The organism is Acinetobacter sp. NIOH-H-8, assembly GCF_046635365.1.
Classification (GTDB): Bacteria; Pseudomonadota; Gammaproteobacteria; order Pseudomonadales; family Moraxellaceae; genus Acinetobacter.
This window is the reverse complement of the sequence record NZ_JBHDVN010000178.1, coordinates 1-457: the sequence shown is the minus strand read 5'-3', so window position 1 is coordinate 457 and position 457 is coordinate 1. Positions and strand designations below refer to the sequence as shown.

The window sequence follows — 457 nt, the reverse complement described above, 5'->3', positions numbered from 1 at the left end:
GTAGAGGCCTGCTGATCGACTTCTTTGATCAGCCCGCGTTCAATGAGTTGACGCGTAATTTTCGTTACGCTGGCGGGAGCAAGCTGGCTTTGCTCGGCAATTTGTATGCGCGAGATAGGACCATGCTGGTCAATCAGGCGGTAAACGGCCGCGCTGTTAAGCTGTTTTACGAGATCAACGTTACCTATCTGAGCTTGTCCGCCTGGTGTCATACTTTCTCTTATTGAGTTACGACCTCGTTACCGTTAACGATGGTCCTGGTGATTTTAAAATCAGGTGTGAATGCAGTCAGGTTGGCTACTTTACCTGCGGCGAGCGTGCCGAGACGTTTCTCAACGCCAATCGCACGTGCCGGATAGAGCGTCGCCATACGCAGCACTTCATCCAGTGCGATACCACAATGTTCGACCAGATTACGCACGCCTTCAATCATGGTTAAGGATGAACCGCTTAACGT

General features: G+C 51.0%; 2 protein-coding genes. Both read right to left on the bottom strand.

The annotated features are described in order from the left end of the window. The coding region (locus tag ACEWB7_RS17660) for a MarR family transcriptional regulator (RefSeq protein WP_411581041.1) at positions 1-212 on the bottom strand (212 nt) is incomplete at its 3' end. A gap of 8 nt (positions 213-220) precedes the next feature. Further along, positions 221-457: amidohydrolase family protein (locus tag ACEWB7_RS17655; protein WP_411581040.1), on the bottom strand; the 237-nt coding region annotated here is incomplete at its 5' end.